The sequence below is a fragment of the Neoroseomonas terrae genome, from assembly GCF_018129025.1.
In the GTDB taxonomy this organism is placed as follows: domain Bacteria; phylum Pseudomonadota; class Alphaproteobacteria; order Acetobacterales; family Acetobacteraceae; genus Neoroseomonas; species Neoroseomonas terrae.
In genome coordinates this window covers 1-14,839 of sequence record NZ_JAAEDI010000031.1, presented here as the reverse complement: position 1 = coordinate 14,839, position 14,839 = coordinate 1, and the positions used below count along the sequence as shown (strand labels likewise).

General features: G+C 72.6%; 12 protein-coding genes. 5 read left to right on the top strand and 7 right to left on the bottom strand.

From position 1 onward, the window contains the following. Positions 1–72: 72 nt before the first annotated feature. Both GXW78_RS23345 and GXW78_RS23340 read right to left on the bottom strand, forming a co-directional pair. A complete protein-coding gene (locus GXW78_RS23345; RefSeq protein WP_211871316.1) occupies positions 73–579 on the bottom strand; it encodes a nitrogen regulation protein NR(II) in 507 nt (168 codons plus the stop codon). After that, complete coding sequence (locus tag GXW78_RS23340) at positions 579–2,414, bottom strand: transglycosylase domain-containing protein (RefSeq protein ID WP_211871315.1); 1,836 nt, start codon at positions 2,412–2,414, stop codon at positions 579–581. Before GXW78_RS23340 ends, GXW78_RS23345 begins: the two co-directional genes overlap by 1 nt. 275 nt (positions 2,415–2,689) lie before the next feature. Here GXW78_RS23340 and GXW78_RS23335 point away from each other — a divergent pair, with 275 nt between their 5' ends. The 3 genes from GXW78_RS23335 to GXW78_RS23325 all read left to right on the top strand — a co-directional run bounded on the left by GXW78_RS23335 (position 2,690) and on the right by GXW78_RS23325 (position 6,487). Next, a complete protein-coding gene (locus GXW78_RS23335; RefSeq protein ID WP_211871314.1) occupies positions 2,690–4,147 on the top strand; it encodes a hypothetical protein in 1,458 nt (485 codons plus the stop codon). Beyond that, positions 4,144–4,968 carry a hypothetical protein gene (locus GXW78_RS23330; protein ID WP_211871313.1) on the top strand — a complete coding sequence of 275 codons (825 nt, stop codon included), beginning with the start codon at positions 4,144–4,146 and terminating at the stop codon, positions 4,966–4,968. The genes GXW78_RS23335 and GXW78_RS23330 overlap by 4 nt, the downstream gene beginning before the upstream one ends. A gap of 223 nt (positions 4,969–5,191) precedes the next feature. Further along, complete coding sequence (locus GXW78_RS23325) at positions 5,192–6,487, top strand: DUF1835 domain-containing protein (RefSeq protein WP_338147830.1); 1,296 nt, start codon at positions 5,192–5,194, stop codon at positions 6,485–6,487. 173 nt (positions 6,488–6,660) lie between these two features. On the opposite strand, the gene GXW78_RS23320 is transcribed toward GXW78_RS23325, so the two are convergent. The 4 genes from GXW78_RS23320 to GXW78_RS23305 form a co-directional block, all read right to left on the bottom strand. Then, on the bottom strand, positions 6,661–9,216 hold the full coding sequence (locus GXW78_RS23320; RefSeq protein ID WP_211871312.1) for a TIGR02302 family protein: 2,556 nt from the start codon (positions 9,214–9,216) through the stop codon (positions 6,661–6,663). Between the two features lie 265 nt (positions 9,217–9,481). Further along, on the bottom strand, positions 9,482–10,822 hold the full coding sequence (gene lysA, locus GXW78_RS23315; protein ID WP_211871311.1) for a diaminopimelate decarboxylase: 1,341 nt from the start codon (positions 10,820–10,822) through the stop codon (positions 9,482–9,484). A 283-nt stretch (positions 10,823–11,105) separates the two neighbouring features. After that, positions 11,106–11,438: an FKBP-type peptidyl-prolyl cis-trans isomerase gene (locus GXW78_RS23310; protein ID WP_211871310.1), complete on the bottom strand. Its 333-nt coding sequence runs from the start codon at positions 11,436–11,438 to the stop codon at positions 11,106–11,108. 39 nt (positions 11,439–11,477) lie between these two features. Then, positions 11,478–12,146: a GntR family transcriptional regulator gene (locus GXW78_RS23305; protein WP_211871309.1), complete on the bottom strand. Its 669-nt coding sequence runs from the start codon at positions 12,144–12,146 to the stop codon at positions 11,478–11,480. Between the two features lie 43 nt (positions 12,147–12,189). On the opposite strand from GXW78_RS23305, the gene GXW78_RS23300 reads away from it, so the two are divergent. After that, a complete protein-coding gene (locus GXW78_RS23300; RefSeq protein ID WP_211871308.1) occupies positions 12,190–13,224 on the top strand; it encodes a mannonate dehydratase in 1,035 nt (344 codons plus the stop codon). Next, the gene (locus tag GXW78_RS23295; RefSeq protein ID WP_211871307.1) at positions 13,221–14,177 is read left to right on the top strand and encodes a Bug family tripartite tricarboxylate transporter substrate binding protein; all 957 of its coding nucleotides are present in this window, start codon (positions 13,221–13,223) and stop codon (positions 14,175–14,177) included. Before GXW78_RS23300 ends, GXW78_RS23295 begins: the two co-directional genes overlap by 4 nt. Positions 14,178–14,442: 265 nt before the next feature. Here the strand turns inward: GXW78_RS23295 and GXW78_RS23290 are convergent. After that, the coding region (locus GXW78_RS23290; protein ID WP_211871306.1) for an NAD-glutamate dehydrogenase domain-containing protein at positions 14,443–14,839 on the bottom strand (397 nt) is incomplete at its 5' end.

The window sequence follows — 14,839 nt, the reverse complement described above, 5'->3', positions numbered from 1 at the left end:
TGGCGCAGCGTTTCAGCGGTGGTGGGTCCGATCGTCACGGCGGGCGTTGCCGATGGGACACGGCGGGCGGCATCACGCCGCCACCAGAAAGACCGGTGCCGGCCCCTCGCCGGCGGGGGTCGGGCGGGCGCGCAGCAGGGCGCCGCCGGGCGCCGCTTCCAATGTCATGTGCAGCCCACCGGTCGCCGGCACCATCGGCCCGGCCTCGACCGCGAGGCGCAGCATCGCCTGTTGCAGCTCGCTCGTGGAGGCCGTCAGCGCCGGGAGCCCGGCCGCTGCCTCCACCGTCACCGGGCGGCCGCCGCCGAAGGCCAGCCGGACGACCGGTTGCATCAGGTCGAGCAGCACGGCGGCGTCCGACTCCGCCGGCGGTGCGCCGAGTGCCAGATAGCCATGCAGGAGAGTCTTCAGCCGCGCCGAGGCGTCGCGCAGCCGCTCGGCCCGGGTGATGTCCCGTTCGGTCGCGTCGCGGGCGCGCAGCATCAGCTCGGCGGTGCCGGACAGCGCGGCAAGCAGGTTGTTCGCCTCATGCCGAACCGGGCGCGCGAGCGTGGTCAGGAAGTCGGTCGTCTCGGTCATCAGGCGCCCCTGCCGCGATGGGTTTCCAGGATATCGCGGAACAGCCGGGCGGGCAGGCCGCCGCCGGCCACGCCTTCCATCGGCGTCGCGTCGTCATTGCCGAGCCAGATGCCCATCACCAGACCGCCGGCGATGCCGATGAACCACGCATCGCGATTGTCCTGCGTCGTCCCGGTCTTGCCGGCGACCGCGAGGCCGGACACGGCCGCCGCCCGGCCGGTGCCGCGGGCGACGGTTGCCGCCATCATCCGCCGCATCGCCTCGGCGGCATCCGCCGTGATCACCGGCGTGGGGCCGGGCGGCAGCCAGGCGATCGGGCGGCCCTCCGCGCGCATCTCGGCAATGCCGAAAGGCGCGACGCGGCGGCCGCCATTGGCGAAGGGGGCATAGGCGGTGACGAGGTCGAGCAGCGTCACTTCCGCCGTGCCCAGGGCAATCGACGCATCCCGCGGAAAGGGGCCCGGCAGGCCGAGCCGCTGCGCGACCGCCCCCACTTTCCGCGCCCCGCCGGCGCGCTGCATCAGCCGCACCGCGGCCGTGTTCACGGAATGGGCGAAGGCGTCCTCGACGGTGATCTCGCCGCGGCTGCGCCAGTTGCCGTTGCCGGGCGTCCAGCCGCCCAGGTTGATCGGCCCGTCGGCGACGCCGTCATCCGGCCGCACCCCGGCCTCGATGGCGGCGAGGAAGACGAAGGGCTTGAAGGCGGAACCCGGCTGCCGCCGCGCCTGGGTTGCGCGGTTGAAGGGGCTGCGGCGGTAGTCGCGGCCGCCGGCCATGGCCCGCACGGCGCCGCTCGCCGCCTCGATCGCCACCACCGCGCCCTGCGAAACGCCGGCGGCGCGGCCCTGGCTGGCGAGCATCGCCTCCAGCCGCAGTTCCACCGCTGCCTGGAGTCGGGCATCGAGCGTCGTGCGCAACAACAGGTCCGAGGTCGGCGGGGCATGGTCGCCGATGCCGTCGCGCACCCAATCCGCGAACCACCCGGCGTCGCGGGACGGGGCGGGCGGGAAGTGGATCCGCTCGGCCTCGGCCATCGCCGCGGCGGCGGGCAGCACGCCGGTTTCCACCATGGCGCCCAGGACCTCGATGGCGCGGTCCACGGCGGCGCTGGGGTTGACGCGCGGGTTGTAGCGGGACGGCGCCTTCGGCAGGCCGGCCAGCACCGCCGCCTGCCCGGGCGTCAGCCGCCGTGCCGGCACGCCGAAATACAGCCGCGCCGCCGCATCGATCCCGAACGTCCCGGCGCCGAGATAGACGCGATTGAGGTAGATCGTCAGCAGTTCATCCTTGGTGAAGCGCGCTTCCAGCCACAGCGCCAGCAGGGCTTCCTGCACCTTGCGCCGGAGGCTGCGCTCGGGCGTCAGGAACAGGTTCTTCGCGAGCTGCTGCGTCAGCGTCGAGCCGCCCTGCACCACTCGCCCCGCCGTGACATTGGCCACCGCCGCGCGGATCATGCCGATCACGTCGAGGCCCATATGATCCCGGAAGCGGCGATCCTCGATGGCGACGAAGGCCGCCGGGACATGCGGCGGCAGATCCCGCAGCCGCACCGTTTCCCCATACAGGTCCCCGCTGGTCGACAGCAGCGCGCCATTGGCCGCGACCATGGTGATCGCGGGCCGGCGCGTTGCCGCGAGGGCATCCTCCGGCCGCGGCAGGTCCCAGGCGAAGAAGATCAGCGCGACGAAGCCGGCGACGAGGCCCCAGACGGTGAGCGTGACCGCCCAACGAAAAAAGCGCGGCGCCAGGCGGCGTCGCGAGCGAGCGGGGGGTGCTGGTCGGGCAGGAGCGGCAGCGGGGGCACGCCGCACCCGCGGCGCGACGGCACGGGGCATCGGCGGCTCATTAGCACGGTCGGTGCCGAAACCGGAGAGGCGGGGTCCACCCCGACCGATGATCGCCATCGTGGCACCCGGTCGTACCGTTGCGGCGGACCATCGGGCGACTGTCCGGCAGGCGTGATGAGAGGGCGCCCCCGGCAGCTGCGAACCTCTCGCAAACCCCCTTACTTCATGCGTTTTTCCCGCTTGCCGTGTCCTGCCTGCGCTTGCGTAGGGCATCGCGCAGCCTCCATCCTGGCCGGCGCATAACCCCCCCGGAAAGGCCTTTCATGCGCCTGCCTTCCCTGGCGATGGCCACTTGTCTCGCCCTGGTTCCCCTTGTCGCCGTGGCCCAGCCCGCGCCGCGGGCCGCCGCCCCCCAGGCGCAGCCGCGCGAGCGCGAGGCAACGATCAGCAACCAGTCCGGCCAGACGCTGCGCGAGCTCTATGCCGCCCCGCCGGGCGCCGCGGATTTCGGGCCGGATCTGCTCGGCGCCGAGACCGTGCCGGACCGGGGCAATTTCCGTGCGCGCATCGCGGGCGCAGCCTGCGAGCTGGAGTTCCGCGCCGTGTACCAGGACGGGACGGAGGGCCGGCGGCGCCAGAACATCTGCCAGAACCGGCGCGTGCAGTTCGGCGACCCCTCCGTTCCAGTGCGCGAGATGACCGTGCGCAACGAGACCGACGGCATCCTGCTGCAGATCTTCGCCGCCCCCCCGAACGCGCCGGGCCGCGGGCCGGACCGGCTGGGCGAGAACATCATCCCCGCCGACCGCGAGTCGCGCGTTCGACTCGGCCGCACACGGGACTGCGTGTTCGACGTGACGGCCGTCTTCGAGGATGGGGAGGAGGAGATGCGCCCGGCCGTGAACCTCTGCCGCCAGCCGCGCCTGACCTTCGGCGACCCCAACGCGCCGCGGCGCGAGGCGCGCATCAACAACACCGGCGACCGCGCGATGCGCGAATTCTACGCCTCCACCCGCGCGCCGCTGATCTGGGGGCCCGACCGCCTGGCATCCGACCTGTTGCCCGCCGGTGGGGAGTTCACGCTTCGCCTCCGGGGGGCCGCCTGCCTTTGGGACCTCCGCGCCGTCTATGAGGATGAGGCCGAGGAGGTGAAGCAGGGCGTCGACCTGTGCCGCCAGCGCGACGTGGTCTTCGACGGTTCCGGCGCGCCCCGCCCGCCGGATCGGCGCGTGACGCTGGTCAACCGCCACGAGGCCGCGGTGCAGGAGGTCTACATCTCCGGTGCCGCCGAGGAAGATTGGGGCCCCGATCGCATGGGCGACGACGCGTCGCTGCCGCGCGGCGGCCGGATCGAGGTCGGCGCCCGGCTGCGCGACTGCGAGGCCGATCTGCGCATCGTCTTCGAGGAGCGCCGCGCGGCGGAGGAACGTGCCTCGATCAACCTGTGCGAGACGCCGGTGATCGTGCTGCGTCCCGGCTGGACGCTCACGGACCGGCTCGATGCCGGAGAGCCGCCCGAGACCGGCCCGCGACCGGGCAGCGTCCGGCTGCGCAACGGGGCGGACGTGCCGGTCGCCGAGCTCTACGCCTATCCGGCCGGGCAGGATCGCGGGCCGGACCGCCTGGGCCGCACCGTGCTCGGCGTGGGGGAGGCTCTCGACTTCGCCCCGCCGGACGGCACCGGCTGCCAGGCGGATCTGCTGGCGATCTTCCGCGATGGGCGGGAGGTTGTGCTGACCGGGCAGGATCTTTGCGCCGGTGAGGAACTCGTTCTGCGATGAAGCGCTTAGTGCTGGCGGCGCTGCTGATGGCGGCGGCGCCCGCGACAGCCAGCGGTGTTCCCGAAGCGATGCGCGGCACCTGGGCCGCCGGCTCCTGCACCTCGCCTGACGCGCTGCTGCACGTCACGGCGCGCAGTGTCGCGAAGCTGCCGGCCGCGGGACCGGCGCGGCTGGTGCGTTTCCGCGCGATGCGCGAGCAGGACGGCTGGACGCTCGGTATCGGCGCGGGTGCCGAGGCCCCGCGAATCATGCTGCGCCCGGATGGTGCCGCCCTCGACCTAGCGGAGCCCGACGTAAAACTGCGCGACGACCGCCTGCCCGGGGCGACGCGGGTGACACGCTGGACGCGCTGCTCCGCCGGCAGCGTCGGCCCCGCGGTGCTGCATGGCGAGGGCATGGCCTTCCTCGGGACGCTGGAACGCCTGGAAGCGGCCTGCCAAGGCGGTGCCGTGCAGGCCTGCATCAACAGCCTGGTGGCGGAGGCGGACGTCTCCGGCGACGGCGCGCTGAGCCCGGCCGAAATCGCCCGGCTGCTGCGCGGCGCCGCCTGGGCGCTGGCGCTGCAGCAGGGCAGCGAGCCGGATGCCATCGCCGCGGCCGGCGGTCTCGGTGGCATCGCGGCGCTCGCGGCGGCACGGCTGTTAGTGGCGAGCCTCGATTACGACGGCGACGGACGCCTCTCGCTGGCGGAGCTGGGGTGGGACCGGCTGGCCTTTCCGCCGGGTACCGGCAGCGCGGAGGGACAGGCCGGGACGATCGAGGCGCTGGCTGATGGCGCAGGCTTGCTGCGGAGCCTGATCGAACAGATGGCGGTGGAGTAGTCGGGGGTCGACCTGCCGCGGGGGGACGGGGTGAGCCGCCCCTCGCAGGGATGTCCGAACCTTGACCGCATCCCCAGCGCCTGTTTGGCTGCGGGCCAAGGCTCGGCCGGAGCCTCCGTGTCCGCGGAAAGGGCTGCGCCCGCGTCCCAGATCGAGTGGCTGACGGATCATCCACCCTTTCCTGTCTGAGCGGCGGACACAGACGCGAAGGAAGGGGATTCCCGTGTCCGACCGATCTGACACCGTGCCTGCGCGGCATGCCTCGCCATTCCGGATCAACCTCGATCAGCAGCGCAAGCGGGCGAAGGATCTGCTGCGCGCGCTGCGCGACGGCGACGCGGAGGCGCAGCGCCGCTTCCGCCTGCACCATCCGCGCGCCGCGCAGGACGACCTGCTGCGGCTGAGCGAGGCGCAGTTCGTCATAGCGCGCGAGCTGGGCCTGCCGAGCTGGCCGAAGCTGAAGGCGCATGTCGAGGCGATGGACCGGAGCTGGCAGCGCATCACGCAGGGCGAGCCGGCGCCGGACCGCGACAGCGCAACGCTGCACATCCGCTGCGGCTCCGATATCGGCGCGGCGCTGGTCGAGGCGGGCTTCACCGGCGACTTCCTGGAATACTCCGACCCCTTCTGCCAGGGGCCGGTCACCGCCGCGCCGGGATGGCTCGAGCAGCGCGTCGATTTCCTGACGGACGCCTACGGGCAGGGCGCCGGGATGACGCGGGAGACGATCGCGGCAAAGCTGGCGCGGGAGGAGGATGGCCTTGCCTCCGCCGCCGCGCGCTACGGGCGCGTGGTGCTGTGGTTCGAGCATGACAGCTACGACCAGCTCATCCTCGCCCGGTGCCTGTCGGCCTTTGCCGAGGCGCCGCCGCGCTGCCTCGAGCTGATCTCGCCGGCCGGCTACCCGGGCGGCACGCGGTTCATCGGCCTCGGCCAGTTGCCGCCCGAGGCGCTGCGGCTACTGTGGGCGGAACGGGTGCCCGTTTCCGACTGCGCCCTGCGCGCCGGCCAGGCGGTGTGGGATGCGCTGCGCGCTCCCGACCCGCGCGCGCTGGCCGGGATCGCGAGCACCGGGACGGCCGCCCTGCCGCAGCTCGGCCGCGCGGTGCGGCGGCATTGTCAGGAATTGCCCGGAACCCGCGATGGGTTAGGCCTGACGCAGCGCCTGATCCTCCAGCTCGTCGCCGAGGCTCCGCGCCGTGCCGGAGAGGTCTACAGCCGGCTGATGATGGAGCGGGAGCCGCTGCCCTGGATGACCGACCTGATGTTCCACGACACGGTCGAGGCGATGCGCCGCGCGGCCGAGCCCGTCTTCTCGGGCAGCTTCGAGGAGACGGAGGATCGGCAGTGGCCGCAGGAGCGCCTGACGGCGACGCCACTCGGCCGCGCGGTGCTGGCCGGCGAGGTGGACTGGATGGCCCTGCGCCCACCACCCCGCTGGGTGGGCGGCGTTTTCATCCCGGATGCGGCGCCATGCTGGCGGTGGGATGAGGCGATGGTGGCGGTGACGAAGGCGTAGCCGAGGTTTCGCACCGGATGCACGCCGTGTCGCAGCGTTGCGCCCACGACATCCGTGGTGCGTAGGGGCGGCCGCCCGAGCCGCCCTGTACCAGAAGGAGGTTTCCAAAGGCCCTTCGGCCTTTGGTGGGGTGGCTTGGAGGGGCAAAGCCCCTCCAACTCCCGCGCCGCCCCTCAGAACTGCCGCAACAGCCGATCGATGTAGTCCAGCTCCGCCGGCGGCCGTTCGCGCTCAGCGCCCCGCCGCCGCAGTTCTTCCTGCAGGCGCCGGGTCTTCAGCAGTTCGGCCTCATCCGGCACGCGGGTGTCGGAGGCATTGTCCTGCCCGCCGGTCTGTTCCCGCGTCCGGCGGCCGAGCGGGTCGCGCCCGGGCCCCTGTTCCTGCGCCTGGTCCTGGCCTTCGCCGCCCTGCTCGCCATTGGCCATGCCGTCGCCTTCGCCGTCCTCCTCGCCCTCGCCGGGCTGGGACTGGCCGAACTGGCGCTGCATCTGCTGGGCCATCTGGCGGCCGCCTTCGGTCAGGGCGCGGATGGCACGCTGCTGCGCGTCGCGGGCGTCGCCGCCTTCGCCCAGCGCCTCGGCTGAATCGCGCATGGCGCGGTCGGCCTCGCCGAGCTGTTGCGGCACGTCGCCGGTCAGGTCGCCGAATTGCTGCATCAGCTCCCCGAGCGCGCGGCGGAGCGCGCGCTGGATGCGTGCATCCTGCTGGCTTTCCGCCTGCTGCTGCGGGTTGGGCTGGGCCTGCTGCGGCGGCTGCGGGCGCTGCGGCCAAGTGAAGCTTTGCGACTGGCGGCGCTGCTGGGCGCGTTCGCGGTCGGTCTGCTCGGCCCGCTGGTGGCCGCGGTCGAGCATCTGCGCCTGTCGCTGAACCATGTCCTGCACGGCGCCCATCTGCTGCTGCCCGCGCTGGCGCTGCTGCTGCCGCTGGCGATCCTCGGCGCGCATGTTGCGGCCTTCCTCCAGGGCGCGGAGCATCTCCTCCAATTCGGCGAGTTCGCGCTGCGCGTCCTCGGTGCGGCCCTGGCGGGCGGCTTCCTCCATGCGACGGGTGCGGCGGTCCAACTCGCGCTGGTCCATCAGCCGCTGCTGCGGGTCATAGGGCAGGGCCTCGGCATTCTCGCGCTGCAACCGTTCGGCAAGCGCTTCGAGGTGGCGGCGGATGGCCTCCCGCAGGTCCTGGATGCGGCGTTCGAGTTCGGCGCGCTGCTCGGCGGTCTGCTGCTCGGGGTTGCGACGGGCTTCCTCCAACGCTTCGCGCAGCGCCTCCCGTGCGGCGGCCAGGGCGCGCGCGGTACGGTCCGTGCGCCCTTCCTCAAGCGCCACGGCAATGTCCCACAACGTCTCCTGCACCTCGGTGACCGCTGCCGGGCGGCGGTCGCGCAGAAGGCGGTGCCGGGCGCTGCGCAGCGCGAGGAAGGTACCGGTATCGTGCTCGAAGGCGTCCGGCGCATTGGCGATGCGGTCGAGCTCCTGCCGCGCCGGCTCGCGCCCCGAGGGGTCGACCGACAGCGCCTTGCGCAGCGCGATCAGCAGTTGCGACACCGGATGCGTGAAGGAACGTTCCGGCAGTTCCAGGAACGCGCCCTCGCTCCGCCCTTCCTGGCCAGCATGGTCGCGGGCGACGAGCCGTGCCTCGACCTCCAGCCCTGCCCAGGGATGGGCGGACAGGTCAGGCTGGCCGGCCCCCTGCGCACTGCGCGGGCTGCCCGGCGGCAGCGGCAGGTCCAGCACCACCGGCTCCGCCTCCGGCCGCAGCTTGAGGCGAAGTTCGACGCGAAGTGCGGCGACACCCCAATCATCCTCCACCCGCCATGGCAGACGGATGGCCAGGCCGCGCGCGGCACGGGCCGGCGCCTGTTCCCACGCCGCCACCGGCGGGGCATCCGCGCGTACCGTCAGGGTCCATTGGGCGATCTCGGTGCCGTCTCGCCGCACCGCGAGCCGCGCGCCGGTGTCGAGCACCGTTTCCATCGTGTAGGAGCCGCGGTCGAGCGTGCGGAACGGCATCGCCCTGCCGCCGAGCACCAGATCGGGCACGCCCCCGGCGCCGCCCGACAGCGCGACCTGCAGGCGGCTGCCCGCCGGCACGCTCACTGCGCCGCCGGCAGTGTCGAGGAAGACCGGCGCGGCGCCGGTATAGGCCGGCGGGGTGATCCAGGCCTCCAGCCGCACGCCCGGCGTGGTGGGCAGGGCCGCGCCGGAGAAATGCGGCACCAGGGCCCGGCGCAGGCGTTCGGGGGTTTCCACTCCGGCAATCATGAAGGCTGCCGCCAGCGCCACCAGCAGGCCGCCGCGAAGCGCCAGGCGGTCGCGCTTCGCCAAGCCCGGCCGCGGCGCGGTGACACGCAGAGCGGACAGCCGCTCGGCTGCCCGGCGGCGATGCGCCTCCCACAGCGCGAGGCCGACGGGGTCGTTGCCGCTCGGCCGGTCGCCCAGCGTCGCGATTGGGCGGTGCGCCAGTCCGGAATCGCGTTCCAGGCGCCGTTGCGCCGCCTCGGTGCCCGGCAACGCCAGCAGCCGTGCCGCCCGCCAGCCCGTCCAGCCCAGGGCGGCGGCAAAGCCGAGGAGCAGGAGCGCATGCAGCGTGCCTGGCAGGTGGAGCGGCAGGCCAAGCAGCGCGACCAGCAGGAACAGGCCGAGGACGCCCAGCGGTGGCCAGAGCGCCGGCCACGCCGCTTCCCACCAGAGGACGAGGCGCGCAAGGCGGGTACGGCGGGCGAGCTGGGTCATGGCGCGAGCTTTCCGGCGCCGGCGCTTTTCCGGGGGAAGGCTGATCGGAGGGGCGCCGCCCCTCCGAGCCACCCCGCCAGGATGCTGGGCATCCTGGACCGCAATCTTTTGGTGCCCGGCACGACGGTCACGCCAGGTTCCCGAAGGCGGATCGGGGCGTTCATCCTGGCAGCGGCGCCTGGCGCCATGTCATGGTTTCCAAAGGCCTCGGGCCTTTGGCGGGGTGGCTTGGAGGGGCAGCGCCCCTCCAACTCCACCGCGAGCGTCACGCCGCCAGCCATGGGGGCACCTGCTGCCCATGCAGCAGTGCATCATGCGTCTGCCGGGCCCGCACGACGGCGAAGCGATCCCCATCCACCAGCACCTCCGGCGCCAGCGGCCGGGCATTGTAGGTGGAGGACATCACCGCCCCGTAGGCGCCGGCATCCAGGAAGGCGACGACGTCGCCCGTCACCAGGGACGGCAGCATCCGGCCGCGGGCGAAGGTGTCGCCGGATTCGCAGACCGGCCCGACCACCTCGGCCGCCGTCAGCGGCGCCACTGCCTGCACGGACGAAACCGGCACGATGCCGTGCCACGCCTCATACATAGCCGGCCGCACCAGGTCGTTCATCGCCGCATCCACAACGACGAAGCGATGCGCCGCACCCTGCTTCTGCAACACGACCGAGGCCAGCAGCACCCCGGCCGGACCGGCGATCCAGCGGCCCGGTTCCAGCATGACCGGCAGGTCGAGTTCACCAAGCGTCGCGCGGATCGCACCGGCCAGCGCCTCGGGGGAGGGCGCCGGTTCGTCGCGATAGGAAATGCCGAGCCCGCCGCCGCAATCGACGCGCTGCACCGGCAGGCCATCCGCCCGGAGCGCCTTCACCAGCTCGGCAAGCCGCGCATAGGCCGCGCGATAGGCCGCCATGCCCGACGTGATCTGGCTGCCGATATGCGTCGCGATGCCGATCGGCTCGATCCCCGGCAGCGCGGCCATGCGGGCATAGATCGCCGCGGCGTCGGAGATCGCGACGCCGAACTTGTTCTCGCTCTTGCCCGTCGTGATCTTGGCGTGGGTCTTGGCATCCACATCCGGGTTCACGCGGATGGCGACGCGCGCCGTGCGGCCCATGCCGGCGGCGATGGCGGAGATCATCTCGATCTCCTCCACGCTCTCGGCATTGATCTGGAAGATGTCCTCCTCCAGCGCGTGGCGGATCTCGTCGGCCGTCTTGCCGACGCCGGAGAAGACGATGCCCGAGGCCGGGATGCCGGCCGCGCGGGAGATACGCAGCTCGCCCTCGCTGACGACGTCGGCGCCGAGGCCCTCGCCAGCCAGCACCTTCAGCACCGCGAGGTTGTCGTTGCACTTCATGGCGAAATGCACGGTGGCGGTCAGCCCGGCGCCGGTCAGCGCGGCCTTCAGGGCGCGAGCGCGGCGGCGTAGCGCCCCGGCGGAATAGACCCAGGCCGGCGTGCCGACCTCGGCCGCGATACGGGCGAGCGGCACTTCCTCCATCACCAGCCCGTCCATGGCGTGCAGGGCGAGATGCGGGCGCAGGGCCAGGAGCTCGGCAAAGGAGGGGTCGTCAGCGTCGGTCAGGGCAAGCGGGGAGGCCATCCCGCCATTGTCGGGAGCGCGCCCTTGCTTCGCAAGGGCCGAGTGCGGTTTCTGGCCCTCAGACGGCGGGCGTCCGACATCCGCCGGCCTTGCCTGCGCGCCATGCGCTGGCGGGGGCGGTGGTGAAATCGGGCGCGGTCGCGCTTCGCGCTCGCGAGGGCTTTTGGACCCCCGGAAGGCCGGCGGCCGGCAATCCGCCGGCCTTGTATTCGCGGGATGCGGCGGGTCGTCTGGTCGCTCCGCGCTCGCGGATCGCGGCGTGGCCGCGATCCGACGGCGTGCGTTATTCGACGCCGAGCAGCTCAACCTCGAAGATCAGCGTCGCGTTGGGCGGAATGACGCCGCCGGCGCCGCGCGCCCCGTAGCCGAGTTCGGGCGGAATGATCAGCGTGCGTTCCCCGCCGACCTTCATGCCCGCGAAACCCTGGTCCCAACCGCCGATCACCTGGCCGACCCCAAGCTGGAAGGAGAAGGGCTGACCGCGGTCGCGGGAACTGTCGAACTTGCGGCCCTTCTTGTCCGGCGCGGATTCGTCGAACAGCCAGCCCGTGTAGTGGACCTGGATGTACTGGCCGGCCGTCGCTTCGGCGCCGGTGCCGATCTTGGTGTCGCTCATGGGCTGGACTCATGCCTCGTGATGGTTACGGCGCACACCCTACACCGCCTCGCGGCGGGGCGCTGCGGCCCGGGCCAGCAGATCGGCCATCGCCTCGTTCGATGAGGCGACGGCCAGCCCGGCGGCCGCCGCCGTATCACGTCCCCGTAGCGCGGCCAGCAGCGCGCGATGGCTCTCGGCCGAACGCTGGAGCCGCCCGGGGCTGAAGCCGAGGCGCAGGCGCAATGCCTCCACCAGCGCCCAGCTCCGTTCCATCACCGCCGCGGCATCCGGGTTGCGTGCCGTGGCGAACAGCAGGCGGTGGAACTGCTGGTTCACCGCCATGGCCCCGGCGCCGTCGCCAGCCTCGGCGGCCGCCTCGAACCGAGCTTCCAACGCGTCCAGCGCATCGAGATCGGCGTTCGAGACATGCCGGACGACGTCCGGGACCAGCACGCCGAGCACGGCGGCACGCAGGCGGTAGATGTTGCGGATGTCCTCGGTCGCCAGCGCCCGGACGCGGGCGCCGCGATAGGGCAGGGCCTCCACCAGCCCTTCGCCTTCCAACAGCTTCAGCGCCGCCCGGACCGGCGTCGCGCCCGCCCCGAGCCGCGCCGCCAGGGCCGAGACCGTCAGCTTCGCACCGGGCGGCAGCGCGCCCTCCACGATCAGCCGGCGAAGCTGGGCGGTGACGGCGTCCTCATGCGTGATGGGGGTTGATTCGATCATATCGGAGAGATTAGATAAAATCCTGTTGGGAGAAACCAGTCCAATGCGCGTCCTCGCCGGGCAATTCCGGGAATTGACCCAGGCCGACCTCGCCTTCGCGCGGCAAATCGGCTGCGCCGGCGTCATGGTCAACAAGCCTGACCTCGACAGCCCCGCCTGGGTGGCGTTCCTGAACAAGGAATTCACTGCCGCCGCCGGCCCGCGACCGCCGACGAAGCGCTGGTCCGCGCTCGACCTCGCACAGATGCGCGCGGCCGTCGAAGCGCACGGCCTGACGCTCGACTGCATCGAGGGCGTGCCGCGCAACCTGATCGACAAGGCGATGCTCGGCCTGCCGGGCGCGGATGAGCAGATCGACCACTTCAAGGCGACGATCCGCGCCATGGGCCAGGCGGGCATCCCTATCCTCGGCTACAACTGGATCCCCGACGGCGTCTGGCGCACGGCGAAGGCTGCCCATGGCCGCGGCGGCGCACTGATCACCGCCTATGACGACGATGTCGGCCAGCGCGTCGCGACCGGCAGCCTGCCGCCGCGCGACGAGGCCGCGATGTGGGCGAACTGGGAACGCTTCATCACCGAGGTCCTGCCCGTCGCCGAAGCCGCCGGCGTGAAACTCTCACTGCATCCGGACGATCCGCCCGTGCCCGTGCTGGACGGCGTCGCCCGCATCTTCCGCGACGAGGCCGCCTTCGCCCGCGCCATGTCCTTCGCCGACAGCCCCAGCCACGGCGTGTGCTTCTGCACCGGCACCTTCGCCGAGGCGGGGGCCGACGCCATGATGGCAGCGCTGCGCCGCTTCGCGCGGGACGGCCGCATCCACTACGTCCATTTGCGCTCGGTCGCCGGTGCGCTGCCGCGTTTCGCGGAAGCCTTCATCGATGAAGGCAGCGTCGATCCGGTCGCCGTGTTGCGCGTGCTGCGGGACGAAGGCTTCGACGGCTCTATCATCGACGACCACGTCCCGCATGTCGCGGAGGACACGGTCTGGGGCCATCGCAGCCGCGCCTATGCCACTGGGTACATCGCCGGAATCATCCGCGCGCTCGGCGCGGAGACGGGAGGAACAACGCCATGACAACCCGCCGTTCCCTGCTGGCCGCGCCGGCGCTGCTTCTGGCCGGCCCTGCCGCGGCGCAGGACCGCCCGCTGCGCATCGTGGTGCCGTTCCCGCCCGGCGGTTCCTCCGACATCCTTGCCCGCATCCTGCAGCCGGAGCTGCAGCGCGTGCTGAACCAGGTCGTGGTGATCGACAATCGCGGCGGCGCGGCCGGCAACCTCGGCGCCGACAACGTCGCGAAGTCGCCACCCGACGGCACCTCCATCCTGCTGACCGACACCGGCATCCTGACCGCCGGGCCGAGCCTGTTCGCCCGCCTGCCCTACGATCCGGCGACCGATCTCGCGCCGATCACGATGCTGACCTTCGCGCCCTACATCATGGCGGTTCACCCCTCGGTGCCGGCGCAGACCGGCGCGGAACTCGCCGCCTTGGTGCAAGCCGACCCGGGCCGCCTGAACTTCGCGCATTCCGGTGTCGGCGCGCTGAACCACCTGACCATGCTCGTCGTCATGCAGCACTGGGGCGGCACGGTCACCGAGGTCTTCTACCGGGGCGGCATGATCGGCATCCAGGCCGCCGTCACCAACGAGAGCCAGCTCATCGTGAACGGCGCCACGGCCGTGCTGCCCTTCGTGAAGGACGGCCGCCTGCGCGCCATTGCCGTGACCGGCCCGAACCGCCTGCCGGACCTGCCCGGCGTCCCGACCTTCCGCGAACTCGGCTGGCCCGCCTGGGACGCCGGCATCGGCCAGGGCACGCTCGCCCCGACCCGCACGCCGGACGCCGCGATCCAGCGCCTCTACAACGCCTTCCGCCAGGTGCTGGCCGAACCGCCCATGGTGGCGCGCATGACCAGCCTCGGCGCCTCCATCCGCACCGAAGGGCCGGAGGCGTTTCGCCGGCAACTCGCGGCGGAGACGGATGTATGGGGGGCGATCGTGCGGGCGCGGGGGATCAGCCTGGATTGAGGGGGGCGCGCCCTCGCGGCCACTGTTGATGTTGGAGGGGCTTTGCCCCTCCAAGCCACCCCAGCAAAGGCCGAAAGGCCTTTGCAAACCTCCACTTGGCGCCGGGCGACGCAGGCAGGACCGATACCGAGACCCGCTCCTGCGCACGAAGCGTGCGTGAAGGGTTCCAGTGTGCCTGCCGTGCCCGGCACCAACAGATTGCGGTCCAGGTGCTCCAAGCACCTGGCGGGGTGGTTCGGAGGGGCAGCGCCCCTCCGATCTCCGCTCAGGCCCCCAGCGCCCCGAGCCCCCGCACGGCCACCGTCACCGCCGCGAGGTCCCGTGCGGCGGCGGCTTCCTGGATCAGCCCGGCCACGGCTGCTGCGCGGACGGAATCCGGCGTGCTGCCTGCCAGGCGCAGCGTCGCGAACCGCATCTGGCTTGCCGTCACGTCGTCCGCCAACGCCGCGCGGGCGCGGGGTCCGAACGCCCCGGCGGCCGGTGCCGCGGCGATCGCGGACCGCAGCACGTCCAGCGCGAACTGTTCCTCGACCGCTGCCCAGGCGACGGCCGCCGTGGCGGCGTCCACCCCGGCGTGCCCCGCCAGCCGCACCACGGCCGGTGCGGCGGCAAGGCGCGGGGCGGTGGCGGCCAGTGCCGCGGCGTCGATCGGCAGCCCGGCG

What these genes read in the sequence shown, in the direction of transcription:
- GXW78_RS23345 (WP_211871316.1), bottom strand. Translation starts at nt 579, where the DNA reads ATGACCGAGACGACCGACTTCCTGACCACGCTCGCGCGCCCGGTTCGG.
- GXW78_RS23340 (WP_211871315.1), bottom strand. Translation starts at nt 2,414, where the DNA reads ATGCCCCGTGCCGTCGCGCCGCGGGTGCGGCGTGCCCCCGCTGCCGCT.
- GXW78_RS23335 (WP_211871314.1), top strand. Translation starts at nt 2,690, where the DNA reads ATGCGCCTGCCTTCCCTGGCGATGGCCACTTGTCTCGCCCTGGTTCCC.
- GXW78_RS23330 (WP_211871313.1), top strand. Translation starts at nt 4,144, where the DNA reads ATGAAGCGCTTAGTGCTGGCGGCGCTGCTGATGGCGGCGGCGCCCGCG.
- GXW78_RS23320 (WP_211871312.1), bottom strand. Translation starts at nt 9,216, where the DNA reads ATGACCCAGCTCGCCCGCCGTACCCGCCTTGCGCGCCTCGTCCTCTGG.
- lysA (WP_211871311.1), bottom strand. Translation starts at nt 10,822, where the DNA reads ATGGCCTCCCCGCTTGCCCTGACCGACGCTGACGACCCCTCCTTTGCC.
- GXW78_RS23310 (WP_211871310.1), bottom strand. Translation starts at nt 11,438, where the DNA reads ATGAGCGACACCAAGATCGGCACCGGCGCCGAAGCGACGGCCGGCCAG.
- GXW78_RS23305 (WP_211871309.1), bottom strand. Translation starts at nt 12,146, where the DNA reads ATGATCGAATCAACCCCCATCACGCATGAGGACGCCGTCACCGCCCAG.
- GXW78_RS23300 (WP_211871308.1), top strand. Translation starts at nt 12,190, where the DNA reads ATGCGCGTCCTCGCCGGGCAATTCCGGGAATTGACCCAGGCCGACCTC.
- GXW78_RS23295 (WP_211871307.1), top strand. Translation starts at nt 13,221, where the DNA reads ATGACAACCCGCCGTTCCCTGCTGGCCGCGCCGGCGCTGCTTCTGGCC.